Genomic DNA, 17,439 nt, shown 5'->3' on the forward strand with positions numbered 1-17,439 from the left:
GGAACTCTCCCAGGTCGTTGTTCGCTGGAAATCTTTTTACCCAATTTCTTTTTCTGCTTCCAGTTCGTTACAGATGGTAGTTGTCCCTGCTGGCTCCCGTGTCATCGGCCGACGAAACCCCCGGAGGATTCGGGGGGCCGGGCCTCTGTGTGTCCGTGCGTGAGGTTACGCACGGTAGTTGCGTGAAATTACGATCTGAATTAGTAATTCCATATGGCGAAAACAAGAGGGCGTTTTCGGGGTGGAGGGGGTAGTGGTTCGGGATGGTGGTAATCGCTCTGCCGTGACTGGCCGTTAAACTGGACTCCATATCCAACGAATGCGGTAATTTGCGCGGCGTGTTCGGTGCCACCGGGGTGCCGCGCTCTGAAGGGAGGAGTTCCAGATGTTCGTTCGCTCGATGCTCAGCACGGCTACCACTGTGGGGGCCGCATCCACCTTCAACGGATGGTCCTGGTGGTAGAACAGAACCGGTGAAATCATGACGGTCCGGTCGCCAGTCGGTGGGGGGTGAACACGGGTGCGGGCTCTTCCAGGGGGCGCTCGCGTCTACGTCGCGGTCGTTGTCGTCAGTGCGGCGGCCATGGTGCTGATCGGTCCCCACACGGGGATCGGCGTACAGACGTTGGTGCTCCTCGCGGTCCTGTTCGTCGTCGCGGAATCGGTGGGTACGACGGTCCTGTCCGACGTTCGGGCCGGGATCTCTCCGAGCTCCGCGGTCGCACTGGCCTCGGTGGTCCTGCTGGGGCCGGTCGGGGCCGCGATGGTCGGGTTCTCCGCCTGCCTCGTGATCCGCCGGCTGGCGCTGGTCAAACGGGCCTTCAACGGGGCGCAATTCGCGCTCTCGGCCTACACCGCCGGACTCGTCTACATCATGCTGGGCGGACCGGTGGGGTCCCCCGAAGGGGAGGACTTCCCGGGCGTCCTGGCGCCCTACCTCGCGGCGGTGGCCACCCACACCGTCGTCAACCTGGCGCTCATGAGCGCCCTGCTGTGGACCCTAGGGGCGGTCCGGCACCTGAGCCGTGACGTGCTCGGCCGCCGCCCCCTGGCCGTCGTCGAACTCACCTCGCTCGGCTACCAGATCATCGGTCTGGCCATCGCGGCGATCTGGTCCGGCGTCGGGGTCATCGCCCCCCTGGTCGTCCTCTTCCCCCTCTTCATCGCCCGGTGGACCTTCACCCAGCAGGCCAACGAGGTCCGCGCCCACGAGGCCACCCTGGAGACCCTCTGCCAGGCGGTCGAGACCAAGGACCACTACACCCGCGGGCACTGCATGCGCGTGGCCGAGGGGTCGGCGATGATCGCCCGCGAACTCGGCATGTCCGCCGAACGGGTGAAGAAGATCCGCTACGCCGGGATGCTGCACGACATCGGCAAGCTCGGCGTTCCCACCAAGGTCCTGCAGAAGACCGGCAAACTCGACGACGACGAGTACGCCGCCATCAAGCTCCACCCCACGCGGGGGTACGAGATCGTCCGCGAGATCGGTTTCCTCGACGAGGCCCTCGCCGGCATCCGCCACCACCACGAGCGCCTGGACGGCCGCGGCTATCCCATGGGTCTGCTGGGGATGGAGATCCCCGAGTCGGCGCGGGTCATCAGCGTGGCCGACGTCTTCGACTGCCTGACCTCCACACGCTCCTACCGCGAGGCCTGGAGCGTGGAGGCAGCCGTTGTCGAACTCCGCCGTTGCGCCGGGACCCAGTTCGATCCCCGGATGGTCGAGGCCCTGGTCCGCGCCGTCGAGCGCGAGGGCTGGAGCACACCCGACATCGAGGAACCGCCCGGCGGCTGCTACGGGCAGGTCGCGGCGGCGAACGCGGGCTCGAGCGACCTCGCCGGTCCCGGCCGGACCGGACCGGGCGGGCGGGAATGATGCCGACGCGCCAGGAGGACGAGGACTGGACCCGCCGCCCCCTGCACGCGGCCCTGTTGTCCCTGGCCGCGGCGGGCTCGGTCGCTGCTCTGCTGTGGACCGCTCTGAACGGCGTCGAGGAACCCGTCGTCGCCCTCGTCTTCTGCCTCTTCGTGGCCGGCGGCGAGCTGGCCCGCATCACCCTGCCCGGTGACCGCGAGGTCGCCCCCGTGGCCTCTGCGGGGGCGATCAGTTACGCGTTCGTCGTCAGCCTGGGGGAGGGGGCGCTGGAGCACTCGGCCGCCCAGGTCGTCGCGGTCACCGCGATCGGTGTGCTCATGGGTCAGCTCCCGCACGTGGCCGTGGGGCGCGGCCCCAGGAGCGAGGACGTCGCCCGCCGGTTGCTGACCGTCATGCTCCTGGCGTGGACCTTCCGTCCCATGGCCGGGGAACTGTCGCTGTCGGGCCTGTCGGTCACCGGTGCCGTCCTGATGCTGGCGTTGGTGGGGACCGTCTGGGTCGTGGACTCCACCCTGGCCGCCCTGTTGCGCGCCGAACGGTTGCGCACCCGTCTGTGGGTCACGGTGCGCGACGAGATGCGCGCCCAGTTCGCGGTCGGCGGTGTCGTCGGTTCCAGCGCGGTGCTCATCGCACTGGCCTGCAGCGTCTCGGGGCTCGTGGGACTGCTCGTCTTCTCCGCCCCGCTGCTCGTCTCCCATGTGGCCTTCCGCCGCTACGCCGAGATCCGCCGCACCTATCTGGAGACCGTGCGGGCGCTGTCCCGGGTCACCGAGGTCGGCGGCTATGTGGAGAACGGGCACTCGCGCCGCGTCAGCCGCCTCTCGCACGCCGTGGCCTGCGAGATGGGTTTCTCCGAGGCCGACCTGCTCAGCCTGGAGTACGCCGCCCTCATGCACGACATCGGCCAACTGTCCTTGAGCGAACCCATCGCCGGCGGGGCGACCGTGCTCGCCTCGCCCCTCGAACAGCGCCGCATCGCCGAACTCGGCTCGGGGATCATCCGCCAGACCGGTGTGCTCGACACCGTGGCCGAGACCGTACGGCGCCAGTGCGAACCGGTGGGAGGGGACGGCCGCGCGGGCGAGCCCCCGATGCCCAGCCGCATCATCAAGGTCGCCAACGCCTTCGACGACCTGGTCGGCTCCGGCGGCGGGGCCGAACGCCGGGCAGCGGTCGTGGAGCGCCTGCGTATGGACGCGGGCACCGAGTACGACCCCGAGGTCGTCGACGCCCTCACCCGGGTCCTGACGAGGATGTGAGGGGCTCCGGGGGCCGCAGGCGTGTGACGAACTTGTACCGGTCACCCCGGTAGAGCGAGCGCACCCACTCGACGGGATGGCCGTCGGCGTCGAAACTGTGCTGGGAGTGCAGGACCAGGGGCAGTCCCACGTCCACACCCAGCAGTCGGGCCTCGTTCGGGGTCGCCAGCACCGTCTCGATGGAGGCCTCCGCCTCGGCCAGAGACACGTCGTAGGCGCTGGCGAGGGCCTCGTACAGCGACGCGTAGCGGTCCAGCTGGCGGCGCAGTCCCGGGAAGCGCCGTGCGGCCAGGTGGGCGGTCTCCACGGCCATGGGTTCACCGTTGGCCAGCCGGAGCCGTTCGATGCGCAGCACACGTCCGCCCGACCGGATCGCCAGGAGTTCGGCGAGCTGGTCGTCGGCGTTGATGTAGCTCACATCGAGGATGCGGGTGGCCGGATGCAGGCCGTGCGCCCGCATCTCCTGCGTGTAACTGGTCAGTTGGAGGACCTGGGCGACCTTGGGTTTGGCCACGAAGGTGCCTTTGCCCTGGATGCGCAGCAGCCGCCCCTCGACCACCATCTCGGTCAGGGCCTGGCGCACCGTGGTGCGCGAGGTGCCGAACTGGTTGGCCAGGGCGCGCTCGGGCGGCACCGGGTTGCCCGCGGGCATCGCCTCGATGAGTTCGAGCAGTTGCTTTTTGACCAGGTAGTACTTCGGCACCCTGGGGTTGCCGTCGACTGTCTGCCGGCCGGTCATCCGTCTCCTCGTGCGACACCGATTGGTATGGACCACTGGTTGAGTGCGTACCCCTTGAGTATGCCTTCCTTCATGGGATGATTTGTGAGTGCCTCACCTCAGTGATCTCATCAGGCGTCACACGTCACTCAAACAAGCCGATCTGGAGTGGATCCACTCCCTGGTCTCGGACTGGCAGCTGCTGGCCGATCTCTCCTTCGCCGACCTGGTCCTGTGGGTCCGGCTGCGCGGAGACGACGGGTGGGTGGCCATCGCCCAGATGCGCCCCACGACCGGCCCCACGGCTTTCCAGGACGATCTGGTGGAGACCGTCCTGTGCGACGACATGAGCGGCGTCGACCCGCGCTCGCTCCCCAGGGTCGTGGGACGGCGCGCGCTCATCGACCGGGCCTGGGAGGAGGGGCGGATCTGCCGCGACGGTGACCCGGACTGGTCCGGCGGGGTCCCGGTACGCGAGGAGACCGTCCCTGTACGCCGTGAGGGCCGGCTCATCGGGGTCATCCAACGCAGCACCAACCTCAGCTCGGCGCGTACCCCCAGCCGCCTGGAGCTGACCTACCTGCAGAGCGCCGGGGACCTCGCGCAGATGATCGCCGAGGGTGCCTTCCCGTTCAGTGACCAGGGCCCGCTCATGGTCCGCTCGCCCCGGGTCGGGGACGGGCTGCTGCGCTTGGACCAGAACGGCGAGGTCGTCTACGCCAGCCCCAACGCGCTCTCGGCCTACCGGCGCCTGGGTCTGACAGCCGACCTCGTCGGCGGGCGCCTGGACCGCACCACTTCGGAACTGGCCGTACAGGGCGAGGCGCGTGACGAGAACCTCACCTACACCGCCAGCGGCCGCGCGCCGCAGGAGGCCGAGGTCGAGGCGCGTGGGGTGACCGTGCAGCTGCGCGCCATCCCGCTGGTGATCGACGGGGTGCGCATCGCCGCGCTGGTCATGGTCCGCGACGTCACCGAGCTGCGGCGCCGCGAGCGTGAACTCATGACCAAGGACGCCACGATCCGGGAGATCCACCACCGGGTCAAGAACAACCTCCAGACCGTCGCGGCGCTGCTGCGCCTGCAGTCGCGGCGCCTGGACGTGCCCGAGGCGCGCACGGCCCTGGACGAGGCCGTCGGGCGCGTGGGCTCGATCGCGATCGTGCACGAGATGCTCTCGCACACACCCGACGAGGTCGTGGACTTCGACGACATCGCCGACCGGGTCATGCAGATGGCCGCGGAGGTCTCCACCACGAAGGGTTCGGTGATCCCGCGCCGGACCGGCGGGTTCGGTCTGCTCAACGCACTGGTGGCGACACCGTTGTCGATGGTGCTGGCGGAGCTGGTGCAGAACGCCGTGGAGCACGGTCTGGGGCAGGGCCCGGGGCGCATCGAGGTGCGGGTGCGCCGCTACGACGCGGGACCGGGTTTCCCGGGGTCGAGCCGGCTGGAGCTGGCGGTCTCCGACGACGGGGGCGGCCTACCGGAGGACTTCGACCTGGAGGGGACCAAGAGCCTGGGGCTGCAGATCGTGCGAACCCTCATCGTGGGTGAGTTGGGCGGGTCTCTGGAGATCGAGCCCAAGGACGGCGGGGGCACGGAGGTGGCGATCACTCTGCCGCTGGACCGGGAAGAAGGGGAGACGCTCCGCAGGTAGGGAGGCCGTTTCGGCCGTCCCGTCACCCTGCCGAGGGGGGATGAGGGCCCCGCTGCGCCTGGCGGGGGCCGTCATGGTCGAGGTCTGTTCGGTGGAGGCCTGCTGTCGTGGTGCGGTCTCTGCCGGGCCTCAGTGGCTGCGGGCCATCGGGCGCCGGCCTGCACCGCGTTTGCGGAGCGCGCGGCGCTCCTCCTCGCTGGTGCCGCCCCAGACACCACCGTCCTGTCCGCTCTCGAGGGCCCACTGGAGGCAGGCCGAGCTGACGGGGCAGCGTCGGCAGACCGATTTGGCTTCCTCGATCTGGATCAGGGCGGGGCCGAAGTTGCCGATGGGGAAGAAGAGTTCCGGGTCTTCGTCACGGCAGGCTGCGTCGTGGCGCCAGTCCATGCGGTCCACTCCTCACGTGAGGCGATCGGGGGTTGTGAAGACTTTCACGATCGATCGTGTGCGTGCGCGGATGTGCATCGGGAGCCCGGCAGGGGGNCCCACGACCGTGTGGGGGCGCCCAAGTTAACTCGCCCGTAACTCGCGGCGATATCTTGAGCGTGGCAGGGTTCAACGACCCATGCAAGAGGTCCCGAGGGCAAAGGTCCTGATCACGGTGTCGCATGCGTCACAGTGCTCATGAATTCGTTCTCGGGGCGCAATTAGCAGACGATTCGTAACGCATTCGGTAGTGATCGGCAGTTGACCTGTTCTCGGTCCCCCAGGTATTCACCGTCGATCTGGAAGGCCCTGGGATGATCGGACGTGATCGTCAGCGATCCCTCGTCGTGCCAGGTCAGGTACCCCTCGCCCCGCTCGGGCAGGCCTTTGGGGAAGAACATCTGAGAGAGAATCCACCCCGTCACAGCGGTCGAGGAGTGCGTCAACGCGAAAGCGTCAAGGCCCAACTCGAAACGCGACGCCGGGGTGGGTTGCAGCGGCAGTGCACCCGCGTAGGTCCACGGTGTCGTGTTGGTGACCAGCGCGAAATACACGTTGTCGCGTGATGTTCCACCACCGGACACACTCAGTGACGGATCACGGATATCACCCTGGAAGAACAGCTTCATCGCGACTTCCGCGTACAGCGCGGGCGTGGCCCTGCGGCCGTTGTGCCGTTCGTCCTCGACCCGTTGCACGACATCGGCGTCCCACCCGAAACCTGCACAGAAGGTGAAGTAGCGGTTCGCCGCACCGTCGTCGACCAGACCCAGGCCGATCTCGCGTTCACTGCCCTCGCGCAAGGCCTTCAGGACCGTTCCGGTCGCCTCGACCGGGTCCGCCGGTACCCCCAGGGAACGGATGAACACGTTCGCGCTGCCGCCGGGCAGGACGGCGTAACGCGGGCGGGGCAGATGGGAGGGGGTCTCCAGAAGACCGTTGACGACCTCGTTGACGGTGCCGTCGCCACCGAGGCTGACGAGGAGGCCGTAGCCCTGCTCGGCCGCGGCCCCGGCGAGTTCGCGCGCGTGGTCGCGGTGTGTGGTGACCACCGTGGTCAGGTCCAGCTCCGAGCGCAGGGCGCCCTCGATGACCTCGTGTGACCTGGACGTGGTCGTGGTCGCTCTGGGATTGACGATGAAGAGGGCGCGCACCCGGCCAGTGTAGGGGTATCCCGAGTACGCGGATAAGCTCGCAGTGTGTCTTCGCGTCCCTTCACCATCGTCATCGCCGCCGCCCTCCAGGCCCTGATCGGCCTGGCGGCCGCCCTGGGCGGCCTGTACAGCCTCTACTCGGCCGTCACCGGCCAGGTCAACGACGTGATGTCGGCGATCCCGCTGGCCGCGGCAGGCCTGGGCGTCGGCGCGCTGCTGGTGTTCGTCGCGCGCGGCCTCTGGCGGCTCGACGACTGGGCCCGTACCCCGGTCTTCCTCACCCAGCTCTTCCTCGCGGTGACCGCGTACTACATGTTCACCGGCGAGCAGTACGCCGCCGCGGTCCTGCTCGGCGCCGTCGCGGTGGCCGCCGGCGCCGCGGTGCTCTCCCCGCCCACGACCGCCGCGCTCTTCCCGGCCGTTCAGGAACCGCGGAAGAAGCGCTGAGGCGCCCGCTCGGCGCATGACGGACACACGAGGACGTCGTGGTCCACGCCCGCGCACCGCGTCGGTCCCGCCGGCGCCTGCTGCGCGCCGGGGGTGCAGTTCCACGGCCGTGGGGGCCACGCCGTGGTGCTGATGCCGTTCTTGCGGCACAGGGCCCGTGATTCCCCGCAGGCGCCGTCCTGTACGGGGTCGGGCCGTTTCAGCAACCGCCGGTGGGCTCGGCCGAGGAACTCCTGTACCGGATGCCGTGGGAACGGGGAGCGAGTGTGGTGATGGTGGTCCTGCCGGTGTTCATGGTGCCCGTGCAGGAATGCACGGAACCTCCTGGGGGCGGCGCCCCGCGAGCCGGGCGGGTCCGGGGCGTCTCCGTGGCCGAGGGGGCCGAAACATCGCTACCGGGCGTGCGTTGCCCGCCGTCTTCACCGGATGCGCCTGGTGCGTCTCGGCCTGACAGACGATCCGCGGGTACGGAACGCTGCCCACAGCGGGGATCGTGTTGTGTCCGTAGGCTGCGGCGGTACCTACCGGCCGGGCACGCCGCAGTTGGGAACCCGGACCGGGGACGCCCCCCCGGCGGCCGCCTCTCGGCGACCGCCGGCGCCGGGTCAGTCCTCCGTGGTCAGTGCCGTCCGGAGCTGAGCGAGTGTCCGCGCCAGGAGACGGGACACGTGCATCTGCGAGATCCCCAGCTCCTGGGCGATCTGGGACTGCGTCATGTTGCCGAAGAAGCGCAGCAGCAGGATGCGCTTCTCCCGCGGCGGAAGCTGCTCCAGGAGCGGCTTGAGGGACTCCCGGTACTCCACCCCCTCCAGGGACTCGTCCACGATCCCCAAGGAGTCCGCGACAGCGGGGGCGTCCTCGTCCCCGCTGTCGGGGGCGTCCAGGGACACCGTCGAGTAGGCGTTGGCGGACTCCAGGCCCTCCAACACCTCCTCCTCCGACATGCTGAGGTGGGTCGCGAGCTCGGCGACCGTCGGTGAACGCCCCTCCCGTTGGGACAGGTCGCTGACGGCCTTGGTGAGCGAGAGCTTCAGCTCCTGGAGGCGTCGGGGAACCCGCACCGCCCAGCCCTTGTCCCGGAAGTGGCGCTTGATCTCACCGACGATCGTGGGCGTGGCGTAGGTCGAGAACTCCACGCCCCGGTCCAGGTCGAAACGGTCGATGGACTTGATGAGCCCGATCGTCGCGACCTGGGTGAGATCGTCCAACCACTCGCCGCGGTTACGGAACCGGCGGGCCAGGTACTCCACCAGTGGAAGGTGGAGCTCCACGAGCTCGTCGCGGATCCGTCGCCGCTCCGGTGACTCCGGGTCGAGTTCACCCAGGCGTTCGAACAACTCTCTGGCGCGTGCCCGGTCGGGCACCGCGTGTTCGGTCTTGGCTGTCAGAGCGGGCCCCCTTTCGCTCACGTCGGCTCCAGCGTGCCGCGGCGCTTGTACAGAACGATGAAGACGCGGTCGTCGGGGCCGACATCGGCGTCGACGTCACCCGCGAGCGCGGACAGGACCGTCCACGCGAACGTGTCGCGGGCGGGGAGGCGTCCGTCGGCTGTCAGGACCGACACGGAGATGCGCATCCCCTCGGGGGTCAGTTCGAATTCGGTGGTCAGTTCTGTGCCGGGCAATGCCTGGGAGAGCAGCATCGCGCAGGCCTCGTCGACGCCGATCCTCAGGTCCTCGATCTCGTCGAGGGTGAAGTCGAGTCGCGCGGCGAGTCCCGCCGTCGCCGTCCGCAGCACGGACAGGTAGGCGCTGTCCGCGGGCATGTTGACGGTGACAGCGTCGCGGACACCGGCCGCGTCGGCCGTGGGCACGGCGGTTTCTTCGGTCACGTCCCTCCTTCGGGGCGGGGTTGCCACCTGAGAGCAATGTATCTCGTTTCACCCTGCCACTGGCGCAAGGGATAGCAGATCGTGTCCGTACGGCGACGCACGAACACGAGACGAACGGTTGTGCTCAGCCACCGGAAGCGCCCAACGAGTCCAGCGCGTCGCCGTCCAAGCGGCGGACCGTCCAACCGTCCATCGGGACCGACCCGAGGGACTCGTAGAAACGGATCGCAGGTGTGTTCCAGTCCAGGACACTCCACTCCAATCGCCGGTAGCCGTGCTCCACACAAATGTGTGCCAGGTTCTGCAACAACGCGAACCCGTGTCCCAGTCCCCGGTGTTCGGGCCGCACGTACAGATCTTCCAGGTGGATCCCGTGCCGACCGGTCCAGGTGGAGTAGGTCAGGAACCACAGTGCGAACCCTGCGGTGACCTGAGCACCGTCCTCTCCGGTGTGTTCGGCCACGTGCGCGAAGACCGCCGGGGTGTCCGCGAACAGCGACCGGTGCAGGTCCGCCTCGGTGGCTTCGACGGCGTCCGGCTCCTTCTCGTACTCGGCCAGTTCCCCGATCAGACGATGGATCTCCGGAACATCCTCGGGGCGGGCGGGGCGGATCAAACGGATCACCTTGGTCAAGGGCGGATGCGAACGGTCCCTGCCAGGGTATGCGCAGGCCGGGGCGGCACCGGGGCCTCCGGCGGTCACGGCCGGTGCGCGACCACACGCTCGATCGTCCCCAGCAGCAGCCGGTCGTGGTGCCCCACGCGAAAACCCGCCTCCACCGCTACCTCGCGCGGCAGACGGCGGGGGGTGCGGCGGGGNTGCGGCGGCGCTGTTCGAAGAAGCGGAGAGGCGAACGGGCCCGGCCGACCCGGTCGACCATGAGCAGTCGGCCCCCCGGTTCCAGAACCCGGTACATCTCCCGCATCCCCTGCTCCTGGTCCTCGACCGCACCCAACGTGAGGGTGCACATGACGGTGTCGAAGGAGTGGTCGGGGAAATCGAGGTCCTGCACGTCACCGACGAGGAACCGGCCCGGCAGGGCCGACTCGGCAGCGCGTTCGCGGGCCCGCTCGACCTTCTGCGGGTCGTGGTCGATCGCGGTCAGACGTACCTGGGGCGGATAGAACGGCAGGTTGCGGCCCGATCCCACACCGACCTCGAGGGTGCGTCCACGCGCGCCCGCGCACAGGAGTTCCCTGGTCCGGTGCAGGAGTTGTCCCGGTACACGTTCACCGTGGTCCTGCCGGTCGGCCGGGTCGTCCCGGCGCCTGCGCTCCGAGCGCGATGCCATGCCACTCCTGGGAAGGGGATGTCCACACCATGACTCTGGTTCCCCTGCGTCTCCTGGTCAAGAGTAGACCCAGGGTGTTTCCCCTGCCGCTCCCCGGGCCCCGCACGCGCTCGCGCACGGGGCCCGGTCGGGGGTGGCTCAGAAGAGCACCTTGGACAGGAACGCCTGGGTGCGTTCGTGCTGCGGGTCGCTGAGCACGTCCGCCGGCGGCCCGGACTCCACGACCGTCCCGTCGTCCATGAAGACCAGTGAGTCGCCCACCTCGCGTGCGAAACCCATCTCGTGTGTGACCACGACCATCGTCATCCCGCCACGCGCCAGGTCCCGCATGACGTCGAGGACCTCACCGACCAGTTCCGGGTCCAGGGCGCTGGTGGGCTCGTCGAACAACATCAGGCTCGGCTCCATGGCCAGCGCGCGGGCGATGGCGACACGCTGCTGCTGCCCGCCGGAGAGCTGTTCGGGGTGGACGTCGGCCTTGTCGGGCAGGCCCACCCGCTCCAGCAGTTCCGAGCCGCGCGCGGTCGCCTGGGCCCGTGGGACCTTGTTGACCTGGATCGGTGCCTCGATGACGTTGCCCAGGGCGGTCAGATGCGGGAACAGGTTGAACCGCTGGAAGACCATGCCGATGTCGCTGCGCTGAGCGGCGATCTCCTGGTCGCGCAGCTCGTACAGGCGTCCGCGCTTCTGCCGGAACCCCATGAGCTCGCCGTTGAACCACAGGCGGCCCGCGGTCAGCTTCTCCAGGTGGTTGATACAGCGCAGGAACGTGGACTTGCCCGAACCGGACGGGCCCACGACGCACATGACCTCACCGCGGCGCACCTCCAGGTCGATGCCCTTGAGTACCTGCAGGCGCCCGAAACTCTTGTGCACGTTCTCGGCCACGACCAGTGCGTCGGTCCCCGGGCCGGGACTCTTCGCGGTCTCGACGGCGGCCTCGTTGTTCTCGCTCATCAGTGTGCCCCTCCGGCCGTCCGGATCCTGGCGCCGCGCTGCTCGGGATTGAACCGGCGCTCGATGAAGTACTGGCCGATCATCAGCACGCTCGTGATGGCCAGGTACCACAGGCATGCTGCCACCAGCATCGGGAAGATCTGGTAGGTGCTCGTGCCGATGGCCTGGAGCTGGTAGAACAACTCGATCGTCACCGGCACGTACGCCAGCAACGCGGTGTCCTTGAGCATCGCGATGGTCTCGTTGCCGGTCGGCGGGATGACCACACGCATCGCCTGGGGCAGGGTGATGCGGCGCAGGATCTTGCCGCGGTTCATGCCGAGTGCCTGGGCGGCCTCCGTCTGGCCCTTGTCGACCGACTGCAGGCCCGCGCGGATGATCTCGGCCATGTAGGCGCCCTCGGACAGCGACAGCGCCAACAGCCCGGCCATGTATCCGCTCAGGGCGGTGCGCACGTCGATCTCGAAGAAGCGCGCCTCGCCCTCCAGGCCCAGCAGCGGCATCCAGTAGTTGTCGAAGGGCAACCCGATCTGGATCGTCGCGTACAGGATCGCGAGGTTGCCGAAGAGCACGGCCAGGACCAGCCGGGGCACACCGCGGAAGAACCACGTGTACATCCATGCCACGGTCACCAGCACAGGGTTGCCGGACAGGCGCATCACCGCGAGGACGATGCCCAGCAGGATGCCGATGACCATCGAGAGCACGGTCGCGCTCAAAGTCACCCCGACACCGCGCACCACCGGCTCGGAGAACATGTTGTCCCACATGAACGGCCAGTTGAAGGCGTCGTTCGTGAACAGCATGTGCACGAACATCGCGGCGAGGACCAGGACGACACCCGCGGCGACCCATCGTTCCGGATAGCGGACGGGGACGGCTGTGATCGGTTCGGCGGGACGGCTCGGCCGGGGGTTCTCCGGTGCCGGGCCCTCCGCCGGTTCGGTCGGTGTGGACACAGATCGGTCTTTCACTCGTGTGTTCGGCGGCCGGGCCGCCGACCGGTGGTCACGGAGAGAGCGGGCGAGCCTGGCGCGCGCCCGCCCGGGCCGGGGAAAGAGGGGCGGGGGAGGGGAACCCTACTCGTCGACGGAGGGGTTGACCTCGGCGGCCTCGATGGAGCCGGCGTCGATCCCCCACTCCTCGAGGATCTCGTCGTAGGTGCCGTTCTCCATGATCGTGTTGAAGGCCTCGGCCAGCTCCTCGGCACGCTCGGTGTCGTCCTGGTGCAGTACGACACCGTAGGGAGCGGCGGCGTACTGATCGCCGATGAACTCCAGGACGTCGTCGCCGGTCTGGTCCAGGGCGTAGGCCGAGGTGGGCATATCTGCCAGAGACGCGTCGTTGACACCGGAGACGACGGTCTCGGTCGCCTGCGGCTGGTTCGGGAACTTCTCGATGGTGATCGGGTCGTCGCCGTCCTCGACACATGCCTCGCTGCGGGCCTCGATGTCGTCGTCGTGCGTGGTCCCGGTCTGCACAGCGATGCGCATGCCGCAGGCATCGTCGGGGCCGACATCCGCGGGGTTGCCCTCCTGGGCGAACCACTGCGTGCCGGAGGAGAAGTAACTGACCATGTCGACCTCCTCCATACGCTGTTCCGTGACGGTGAAGGAGGAGGAGCCCATGTCATAGGTACCGGAGTTCACGCCGATGATGATGGCGTCGAAGTTGGCCGGTTCCCACTCGGCCTCCAACCCCATCTCGGCCAGCGCCGCCTCGACGAGTTCGACGTTGAAACCGAGGACGGTCTCGCCGTCGGTGTCCAGGTATTCACCGGGCGGGTACTCCGCCTCGACGCCGATGGTGACGGTCTCGCCGGCGGCCGAGCCGCCCTCTCCGTTGCTGCTGCAACCGGCCAGGACGAGGGCGGCGGTCAGGGGCAGGGCACCGAGGGCGTACCGGCGGGCGGCTCGCGTCGTGAGCAGGGCCATGTGCAGTCTCCTTCTTCCTTCTGCACGAAGTGACTGGTCGGAGACGGGTTGAGGGTCCACCGCCCAGATCTGTGCGACATACGGGTCGTGACGGTAATCGTCGGTGCCGACTCATCCTGGCGACCCGCGATTTTTCTCCGATCACCGTTGTGAGAGGATTGGGTAACGGGTCATCCCCGACCGATGAGGCGGCCGCGCAGTACTCGTATAGGAGTCCGGCGAAGCACGACTCCCCGGCGACACCACCGGTCATGGCCGACCGGCGCCGGCGGAGCTCCCCTAGCACCCCACGTCTTTGCACGCGGGCCGCGTTCGACGACCGCTGACCGTCATGGCCGACGACAGGCGGCAGTACAGACCTGAAGGGTTTGAGTGAGTTGACCACCGTTCCGCATTCCCAGAATCCAGAGACCTCCACAGCAAAGCTGGACGAGGACCCGGCCTTCGCCCTGCACCGGGGCGGAAAGCTGCACGTGACCTCGTCCGTGGACGTCAACGACCCCGAAGGCCTGTCCCTGGCCTACACACCCGGGGTCGCCCGCGTGTGCGACGCCATCGCCGACCGGCCCGAGCTCGTCGACACTTACACGTGGAAGAGCAATCTGGTGGCCGTGGTCACCGACGGAACCGCCGTTCTGGGCCTGGGCAACATCGGTCCCGAGGCCTCCCTCCCGGTCATGGAGGGCAAGTCCCTGCTCTTCAAGCAGTTCGCCGGCGTCGACTCCGTGCCGATCGCTCTCACCTGCTCCGACGTGGACGAGTTCGTCGAGACCGTCGCCCGTATGTCGCCTTCCTTCGGCGGCATCAACCTGGAGGACATCGCGGCCCCGCGCTGCTTCGAGATCGAGGCGCGTCTGCGTGAGCGCCTGAATGTCCCGGTCTTCCACGACGACCAGCACGGCACCGCGATCGTGACCGTCGCCGCCCTGCACAACGCCGCCCGCCTGACCGGACGCAGCATCGGCGACCTGCGCGCCGTCGTCTCCGGCGCCGGCGCCGCCGGTGTGGCCGTGACCAAGATGCTCGTCGACGGTGGTATCGGCGACATCGCCGTCGCCGACTCCAAGGGCCTGATCCACCAGGGCCGTGAAGGGTTGACCCCGACCAAGCGCGAGCTCGCCGAGATCAGCAACAAGTCCGGTCTGACCGGCTCCACCGAGTCCGCCCTCGAAGGCGCCGACGTCTTCATCGGGCTCTCCGCGGGGGAGGTCGACGAGTCGGTCGTGGCCTCCATGGCCGAGAACGCCGTCGTCTTCGCGATGGCCAACCCCAATCCCGAGGTGCACCCCGACGTCGCACGCAAGTACGCCAGTGTCGTGGCGACCGGCCGCAGCGACTTCCCCAACCAGATCAACAACGTTCTGGCCTTCCCCGGGATCTTCCGCGGCGCTTTCGACTCCGGCGCCCGGGACATCACCGAGAACATGAAGCAGGCCGCCGCGCGTGCGCTGGCCGAGCTGGTCGGTGACGACCTGTCCGCCGACTACGTGGTCCCCAGCGCCTTCGACCCGCGGGTCGCCCCCGCGGTCGCCACGGCCGTGGCCGAGCAGGCCCGCGCCGACGGCGTCGCCTGACCCGGGACACGAACACCAGGGCGGGGCCGACCGACGAGTCGGCCCCGTCTTTCGTCGTTCCCGGGGCGCCTCAGACGGACGCGGGTCCTTCCCGGGGCGGGCCGAACTCTTCGACGAGCCCTGTGAGGGCCCGGTGCAGGTCGGCCACGGCCGAGTCGGGGTCGTTCCCCTGGCCCCGGGCCCCGATCCCGGGGCGAAGCTGCGCGTGGGCGCACCAGACTCCGTCCTCGTCCTGTTCGAGCGTGTACGGGACAGCCGGGACCTGCGTCATCGGCGCTCCAATCCTTCGGTGTGTCGAAGACCGTTGTTTTCGCGGGCTGCGTCGACCCGCACACGGAGAACCGGGAGGCGCGCCCCCGCGTCGCCTCCCGGCTCCTCCGTGATCGGGCTCGGTGTCAGTCCCTCTTGGTGGATTCGCCGTCCTCGTCGGCGACCGCGCTCCACGGGTCGCCGGAAGCGGCCCCGCCGCCGCCCGAACCCTCGTCGGTGCTGCGGCTGCCGGCCTCCGGTCCGGACCGCTCGCCCCCGTCGTCCGGGCGGGGCTCCCCGGTGCCGCTCTCGTCGGCGGGCCCCTCGCGCGGCGGGCCCCAGGTGCGCATGTCGCGGCGAATGACCTCCACCGTCTCGTCGAGGATGCGCCGCAGGTCACCCGCGGCCGCACCGCCGATGTGGCCGGCCTCGCGGGCCACGTCGCGCACCCGGTCGCTGAAGTCGCGCAGCTCCCGGTCGAAGACGTTGCGGCACTCGTCGGCCCGCTCGCCGTCGGACGAGCGTTCTTCGTGCTCCCCGGTCTTCTCGGTCTCCTCGTGTTCCCGGGTGCCACCGCGCCAGGAAGCGCCCAGGTTGGTGAAGGAGCGGGCGAAACGCCCCCACTCCTCGGCCAGGCTCGAGCCGGCCTGTCCCGATCCTTCCGGGCCCTGCGATCCGGACCCCTCGTCCCGTTCGGACGCTGGGTCGGGGCTCTCCGGGCCGTCCGCAGGTCCCCCCTCGCGGCGGGCCTGGGAGAACTTCAGCTCCTCCCGCAGCGAGCTGATCGTGGAGCGCACGTCCTGCTTGACCGCGCGGGCGACGTCGCGCACCGAGTCGGTGATCTCCTGCTCGAGCTCGGCCAGGTCGCTCTCGCGCTTGCGCAGCTCCTCGCGCCCCTTGTCGGTGAGGCGGTAGACCTTGCGTCCGCCCTCCTCGGTGTGGGTGACCAGGCCCTCTTCCTCCAGTCGGGCCAGCCGCGGGTAGATGGTGCCGGGGGAGGGCGAGTACACCCCCAGGAACCGGTCGCGCAGCAGACTGATGATCTCGTAGCCGTGCCGGGGGCTCTCGTCCAGCATCTTGAGTAGATACAGGCGGAGCCTGCCGTGACCGAAGATGGTGCTCATTCAGGCCCCCTCGGGGATCGCCGCAGGTGCCTCGGGCGCGCGCCGCAGCAGGGCGGTACGGCCGGACACGGTGTTGGTGGTGATGGAGGCGGGATCGGCACCGATGCCGACCGTGCCGCTGAGTGAGTTGCGTGCGGTCGCGGTCTTGCGGTCCAGTCCGAAGTCGGAGTCGAGCCGGCCGGTGACCGAACGCAGCTCTGCCGAGGCCGAGGTCTCGGCCGGCACCCGGAGCGCGATCTCGCCGGAGACCGTCTTGAGCCGGACCTTGGCCGAGGGCGTCAGGTCCGAGTCGGCCAGGATCTGTCCCGATGCGGTGTTGGCGCGCAGGGAGGAAAGACGACCGCCCGCCACGGCGAGCTGTCCGCTCGCGCTGTTGAAGCCCAGGCTGCCGCCCGGCCCGCGCACGGACACGTCGCCCGAGGCGGTGTTGATGTCGGTGTCGCCGGAGACGTCGTCGAGAGTGACCTCGCCCGTGGCGGTCCTGATGTTGGTCCGCGCGGTCAGGCCGGCCGCAACGACCGGAGCGCTCGCGGTCGTGACCTCGACCGGGCACTGGGCCGGGACCCGCAGGTTGATCGTGGCCCGGCGCGAACCCACGCCCTTGTACGTGCTGAGCTGCACGGGTTTGAGCCGGTCGAGCAGGCCCTGGGCGGTGAGGTCTTCGTAGTGGATGGTGAGGATGCCCGCTTCTTGGGAGACCGTGACCGGTTCGCCGATGATGTCGGTGATCTCGAAGGTCACGGGGTCGTCGGTGGGCAGGATGTTGACATGGCCGCCGATGATCCGGACGCGCAACGCGACGATGCCGTCCAAGGTCTGGGTCGTCGGCGTGTCGACGGTCCAGTGTGACATCTGTGAGGTCCCTTCGCTCGCTCCGTCCCCTTCACGATATGTCGCGAGTGGAGTGATCTCAAGATATGTCGCGGATCCTCAGG

Annotated in this window: 17 protein-coding genes and 1 pseudogene; 5 read left to right on the forward strand and 13 right to left on the reverse strand. The window is 68.9% G+C overall.

Annotation, left to right across the window (positions count from 1 at the left end; translation table 11 throughout):
* Window positions 1–586 precede the first annotated feature (586 nt).
* Window positions 587–1,879 (forward strand): HD-GYP domain-containing protein, encoded by a 1,293-nt coding sequence (locus tag D473_RS0106990; RefSeq protein WP_193373262.1) that lies wholly within the window; start codon window positions 587–589, stop codon window positions 1,877–1,879.
* Entirely contained in the window at window positions 1,876–3,138 is a 1,263-nt protein-coding gene (locus D473_RS0106995; protein ID WP_017608365.1) for an HD-GYP domain-containing protein, read from the forward strand. Before D473_RS0106990 ends, D473_RS0106995 begins: the two co-directional genes overlap by 4 nt.
* On the opposite strand, the gene D473_RS0107000 is transcribed toward D473_RS0106995, so the two are convergent.
* Window positions 3,113–3,877 (reverse strand): GntR family transcriptional regulator, encoded by a 765-nt coding sequence (locus tag D473_RS0107000; RefSeq protein ID WP_017608366.1) that lies wholly within the window; start codon window positions 3,875–3,877, stop codon window positions 3,113–3,115. The two genes, D473_RS0106995 and D473_RS0107000, sit on opposite strands and share 26 nt — an antisense overlap.
* A gap of 88 nt (window positions 3,878–3,965) precedes the next feature.
* Between D473_RS0107000 and D473_RS0107005 the strand changes: the two genes are divergently transcribed.
* Window positions 3,966–5,516, forward strand: coding sequence for a sensor histidine kinase (locus D473_RS0107005; protein ID WP_017608367.1), 1,551 nt, complete (start codon window positions 3,966–3,968; stop codon window positions 5,514–5,516).
* Window positions 5,517–5,645: 129 nt separating this feature from the next.
* On the opposite strand, the gene D473_RS0107010 is transcribed toward D473_RS0107005, so the two are convergent.
* Window positions 5,646–5,903 (reverse strand): WhiB family transcriptional regulator, encoded by a 258-nt coding sequence (locus D473_RS0107010; RefSeq protein ID WP_017608368.1) that lies wholly within the window; start codon window positions 5,901–5,903, stop codon window positions 5,646–5,648.
* Between the two features lie 260 nt (window positions 5,904–6,163).
* Entirely contained in the window at window positions 6,164–7,096 is a 933-nt protein-coding gene (locus tag D473_RS0107015; protein ID WP_017608369.1) for a diacylglycerol/lipid kinase family protein, read from the reverse strand.
* 45 nt (window positions 7,097–7,141) lie between these two features.
* Here D473_RS0107015 and D473_RS0107020 point away from each other — a divergent pair, with 45 nt between their 5' ends.
* Complete coding sequence (locus tag D473_RS0107020) at window positions 7,142–7,543, forward strand: hypothetical protein (RefSeq protein ID WP_017608370.1); 402 nt, start codon at window positions 7,142–7,144, stop codon at window positions 7,541–7,543.
* A 605-nt stretch (window positions 7,544–8,148) separates the two neighbouring features.
* On the opposite strand, the gene D473_RS0107030 is transcribed toward D473_RS0107020, so the two are convergent.
* The 7 genes and pseudogenes from D473_RS0107030 to D473_RS0107060 all read right to left on the reverse strand — a co-directional run bounded on the left by D473_RS0107030 (window position 8,149) and on the right by D473_RS0107060 (window position 13,557).
* Entirely contained in the window at window positions 8,149–8,907 is a 759-nt protein-coding gene (locus D473_RS0107030; RefSeq protein WP_017608372.1) for an RNA polymerase sigma factor SigF, read from the reverse strand.
* A 41-nt stretch (window positions 8,908–8,948) separates the two neighbouring features.
* Window positions 8,949–9,374, reverse strand: a complete 426-nt coding sequence (locus D473_RS0107035) for an ATP-binding protein (protein ID WP_017575160.1) — start codon at window positions 9,372–9,374, stop codon at window positions 8,949–8,951.
* Window positions 9,375–9,498: 124 nt separating this feature from the next.
* A complete protein-coding gene (locus D473_RS0107040; RefSeq protein ID WP_026126688.1) occupies window positions 9,499–9,990 on the reverse strand; it encodes a GNAT family N-acetyltransferase in 492 nt (163 codons plus the stop codon).
* Window positions 9,991–10,073: 83 nt separating this feature from the next.
* A pseudogene (locus D473_RS25565) lies at window positions 10,074–10,666 on the reverse strand (class I SAM-dependent methyltransferase).
* Window positions 10,667–10,804: 138 nt separating this feature from the next.
* Window positions 10,805–11,623, reverse strand: coding sequence for an amino acid ABC transporter ATP-binding protein (locus D473_RS0107050; RefSeq protein WP_017608375.1), 819 nt, complete (start codon window positions 11,621–11,623; stop codon window positions 10,805–10,807).
* The gene (locus D473_RS0107055) at window positions 11,623–12,582 is read right to left on the reverse strand and encodes an amino acid ABC transporter permease (RefSeq protein WP_017608376.1); all 960 of its coding nucleotides are present in this window, start codon (window positions 12,580–12,582) and stop codon (window positions 11,623–11,625) included. Before D473_RS0107055 ends, D473_RS0107050 begins: the two co-directional genes overlap by 1 nt.
* 120 nt (window positions 12,583–12,702) lie before the next feature.
* On the reverse strand, window positions 12,703–13,557 hold the full coding sequence (locus tag D473_RS0107060) for an ABC transporter substrate-binding protein (protein WP_017608377.1): 855 nt from the start codon (window positions 13,555–13,557) through the stop codon (window positions 12,703–12,705).
* A 377-nt stretch (window positions 13,558–13,934) separates the two neighbouring features.
* Here D473_RS0107060 and D473_RS0107065 point away from each other — a divergent pair, with 377 nt between their 5' ends.
* The gene (locus D473_RS0107065) at window positions 13,935–15,131 is read left to right on the forward strand and encodes an NAD(P)-dependent malic enzyme (protein ID WP_017608378.1); all 1,197 of its coding nucleotides are present in this window, start codon (window positions 13,935–13,937) and stop codon (window positions 15,129–15,131) included.
* A 70-nt stretch (window positions 15,132–15,201) separates the two neighbouring features.
* Here D473_RS0107065 and D473_RS0107070 read toward each other — a convergent pair whose 3' ends face one another.
* From D473_RS0107070 to D473_RS0107080, 3 genes are all read right to left on the reverse strand, one after another.
* Window positions 15,202–15,402 carry a hypothetical protein gene (locus D473_RS0107070; protein WP_017608379.1) on the reverse strand — a complete coding sequence of 67 codons (201 nt, stop codon included), beginning with the start codon at window positions 15,400–15,402 and terminating at the stop codon, window positions 15,202–15,204.
* A 124-nt stretch (window positions 15,403–15,526) separates the two neighbouring features.
* Window positions 15,527–16,504 carry a PadR family transcriptional regulator gene (locus D473_RS0107075; RefSeq protein ID WP_017608380.1) on the reverse strand — a complete coding sequence of 326 codons (978 nt, stop codon included), beginning with the start codon at window positions 16,502–16,504 and terminating at the stop codon, window positions 15,527–15,529.
* Window positions 16,505–17,356: a DUF4097 family beta strand repeat-containing protein gene (locus tag D473_RS0107080; protein ID WP_017608381.1), complete on the reverse strand. Its 852-nt coding sequence runs from the start codon at window positions 17,354–17,356 to the stop codon at window positions 16,505–16,507.
* Between the last annotated feature and the right edge of the window lie 83 nt (window positions 17,357–17,439).

Source organism: Nocardiopsis xinjiangensis YIM 90004, assembly GCF_000341145.1.
In the GTDB taxonomy this organism is placed as follows: Bacteria; Actinomycetota; Actinomycetes; order Streptosporangiales; family Streptosporangiaceae; genus Nocardiopsis; species Nocardiopsis xinjiangensis.